Raw genomic sequence first — 3,598 nt, forward strand, 5'->3', positions numbered from 1 at the left:
ACACCTTGTGTGTGAGAGGCCCCCAGCCAGACCACTGGGTTGATAGGCCGGATGTGGAAGCGAGGACTAAAGACTCGTGAAGCTGACCGGTACTAATAGGCCGATAACTTACACCACACACCACCCCGATCCATCGGGGTGGGTATGAAGAACAAGACTGCTTGCGTCCACTATGTGGTTCCCAACCAACAAACCCACCACCGGTGAGTTGTGTTGCACGGAACCGAACCATAATTGAATACAACACCACCACCTGCCCCAGGGCAGGAGTTGTAACCACAGACTTCCCACCCCAGGGAAAGCCCCCCCACCACGGGCGGCACGACCAGGGGAACGGGTAACAGGGTTACGGCGGTCATAGCGTGGGGGAAACGCCCGGTCCCATTCCGAACCCGGAAGCTAAGACCCACAGCGCCGATGGTACTGCACCCGGGAGGGTGTGGGAGAGTAGGTCACCGCCGGAACATCATTTAGGTCGAGAGCCTCCAACCACACGGTTGGAGGCTCTCCCACTTTAACCAGCGCTCCAGTTACTGCCTCGCGGGGTCCGCCCTGGCCCCGGCTTCGCGCCGGCCGCCGTTGAACCGGCGCCGGTGCAGCCATGCCAGGACCTCGACCAACACCCCGCCACCCAGACCCGACCCCAGCGCGGCCAGCAGCAGCGGCTGCGGCGGCCAGCCGAGAATGAAGAAGTCCTGGGCCAGCGGCACTCCCAGCAGGACGACCAGCGCGGCGGCCATCGCCGCGAGCACACTCAGCCGGCGGGCGTTCAGGGGCCGCGCCACGGCACTGAGGATCCACAATCCGACGATGGACAGGGTCAGGACCGCCGCCGAGCGAAGGTCCTCCGCACGAGGCGCCGGACCCGCCGTCGTCGACGCCGCCGTGACCGCAATCAATGAGGCTGTGACGATCAGCCCCGCCGGCACCGAGAACCACAGCGAACGCCGCAGGAAGCCGGCACGGTAGCGGCGGGCGTTGGGCATCAGGGCCAGGAAGAAGGCGGGGATCCCGATGGTGAGTCCGTCGGTGAAGGACAGCTGGCGGGGCAGGAACGGGAAGGGCCACTGCAGCAGCGCGAAGCTCGAGGCGATAGCCACGGCGTAGGCCGTCTTGCTGAGGAACAGGCTGGAGACGCGTTCGATGTTGGCAATGACGCGCCGGCCCTCGGCTACCACCTCTGGCAGCCGGTCGAAGCGGCCGTCCATGAGCACCAAACGGGCCACGGCCTTGGTGGCCGGCGACGCCGAGTTTACGGCAATGCCAAGGTCCGCGGTCTTCAGGGCGAGGGCATCGTTGACGCCGTCCCCGGTCATGGCGACCGTGTGCCCGTTCCGCTGGAGGGCGGCCACCATGTCCCGCTTCTGGTGGGGGCTGACCCTGCCGAACACCGTGTTTGCCTCCATCACCTCCGCGAGCCGTTCCGGATCCTCCGGCAGGGTCCGGGCATCCACGCCGTGCGGAACCGTCAGCCCCACCCGGCGGGCTATGGCGGCAACCGTTCCGGGCTCGTCGCCGGAGATGATCTTCACCGTCACGCCCTCCGCCCGGAAGTACTCCAAGGTGGTTGCGGCCTCTGGCCGGGGCTGTTCCCGGAAGGTCAGCAGCGCCACGGGGCGCACGGCTGCCGGCAGCGCGCCGTCGTCCGTTCCCTGCCGGGGCAGGGCGGATGCCTGGGCGAGGAGGAGGGTACGGAGCCCGCCGGCGGCGAGGTCCCCAGCCCGGTGGAGGGCGGCGGCCGCGGTGTCCGGGGCGTCCCCCGCCGACGCAGGCTTCCCGGCCGGCTGTTCACCTGCCCCGCTACCTGGGGCGAGGAGGACGTCGGGGGCGCCAAGGACCCAGGTCGAGGTGTTGCCGGTGCCGGCGTCGAACGTGGCGCCGCTCCACTTGCGGGCGGAAGAGAACGGGACGTAGGACACGGAGCGGAAGCCGCCGTCGTCCTCGAAGGCGAGCTCCATGCTGCGCGCGGTCGCATTAGCCTCCGGTTCGGAGGCGAACCAGCCCAGCGCGTGCTCCCAACCCGGCGGCGGTTCCGGCAGCAACTGGTGGACGGCGTCGAACCCGAGGCCGCCTTCGGTGAGGGTGCCGGTCTTGTCCAGACAGAGGACATCCACCCTCGCCAATCCTTCGACGGCGGCGAGCTCCTGGATCAGGACCTTGTGCGCGGCCAGGCGGAGACCGCCGACGGCGAAGGCCACACTGGTCAGCAGCACGAGACCCAAGGGGACCATGGCGATCACGCTGGCGATCACGCCGACGACGGCCGGTACCCATGCCCCGTCGAGGGTCACGGACTGCCAGCCGCCCCTGGCCTGCAGCTCCCCGGCAGCCACCAGTACGGCCACGGGCAGGATGGCCCAGGCGATCCAGCGGAGGACACGGTTCAGGCTGTTGCGGATCTCGGACTGCACCAGGGAGAAACGCCGCGCATCCGCTGTCATCCGGCTGGAGAACGATTCCGCCCCCACCCGCACCACCCGGGCGTGGCCCCTTCCGGCAACAACCAGGGATCCGGACAACACCTCAGACCCGGTGGCCTTGTCCACGGGGTCGGACTCACCCGTCAGCAGGGATTCGTCCGCCTCGAGCCCCGAGGACTCAATCACCTCCGCATCGGCGGTCACCTGGTCGCCTGCCCGGAGGATCAGGACGTCATCCCGCACCACCTCCGCGGTGGGAATCACTGACGGCAGGCCATCACGCAGGACCCGCGCCTGTGGGGCATCGAGGATTGCCAACCGGTCCAGGGAGCGCTTGGCACGGAACTCCTGTACGACGCCGATCACCGCGTTGCCGGCGGCCGCGAGACCGAATAGCGCGTCCTGCCACCGGCCCAGCAACAGCAGGATCAGGAAGCTGCCCCCGACGATGGCATTGAAGAGCGTGAGGACGTTGGCTTTGAAGATCTCCCAGAGAGTGCGGCTGGACCGGTCCTGCACTTTGTTGTCCAGACCCCGCTCCACGCGGTCCGCCACCTCGTGGCGATTCAGGCCGGGTCCGGGGGGAGCGGGCACACGCGCATCCAGCGTTCCTGTCTCCTGGCGCCGGCGTTCTGCCCTCACACCCCGATGGTAGACGCAGCGGACGTCGGAGTGACGCAGCATACAGGAAGCCATTTCACGACGATGAGGCTTTCGGTGGCCCCCTGCGCCGCTGCAAGGGCCGAAAGTCCGCGTATTTCCAGCGTTTTCCTCGGGCGGGGAGGGCCCTTTGGCCCGGGTTTGCAGACGCGCCCATCGGGGTGTATTGTTTTCTAAGTCGCCGCGAGGTAGACCAGCCGAGAGGCCGGTTACCGGAGGCGGCCAAACCCCCAAAAAACTACAAGACCAAAATCTTGGACATTCTAATGACCACTATCTTTGGCCGGGGCTGATGCATCTCCTGAATCTGGTTCGAGAAAATCGAATTTGCTTCGGAGGAGGACATCGGGTAAGTTTGAAAAGTTGCTCCGGAGCGAGTCGCGGCCCTGAATGGGGTTGTGGTGGTGCCGGGTGTGTCTGTTGTTTGAGAACTCAATAGTGTGCCAAGTTTGTTGATACCGATTGTTTTATTGATTGGTTGAAATTGCCGAATCGTGCCGCCCCTGTGGTGTGGTTTG

At 66.5% G+C, this 3,598-nt stretch carries 2 protein-coding genes and 2 rRNA genes; 2 read left to right on the forward strand and 2 right to left on the reverse strand.

The genetic code is table 11. The annotated features are described in order from the left end of the window. Both ACFVY3_RS17275 and rrf read left to right on the forward strand, forming a co-directional pair. Positions 1 to 117, forward strand: a 23S ribosomal RNA gene (locus ACFVY3_RS17275); the annotation flags it as partial. Between the two features lie 230 nt (positions 118 to 347). After that, positions 348 to 464: ribosomal RNA gene (gene rrf, locus ACFVY3_RS17280) — 5S ribosomal RNA — on the forward strand. Between the two features lie 66 nt (positions 465 to 530). Here the strand turns inward: rrf and ACFVY3_RS17285 are convergent. Then, entirely contained in the window at positions 531 to 3,104 is a 2,574-nt protein-coding gene (locus tag ACFVY3_RS17285) for an HAD-IC family P-type ATPase (RefSeq protein WP_400160666.1), read from the reverse strand. Positions 3,105 to 3,318: 214 nt separating this feature from the next. Continuing rightward, a partial coding sequence (locus ACFVY3_RS17290) for a hypothetical protein (RefSeq protein ID WP_400160667.1) occupies positions 3,319 to 3,598 on the reverse strand: 280 nt, incomplete at its 5' end.

The sequence above is a fragment of the Arthrobacter sp. BPSS-3 genome (genome assembly GCF_044628475.1).
Classification (GTDB): domain Bacteria; phylum Actinomycetota; class Actinomycetes; order Actinomycetales; family Micrococcaceae; genus Arthrobacter.

Excerpts from the sequence above, each read along its gene's own strand:
- ACFVY3_RS17285 (WP_400160666.1), bottom strand. The coding sequence starts at position 3,104 with ATGCTGCGTCACTCCGACGTCCGCTGCGTCTACCATCGGGGTGTGAGG.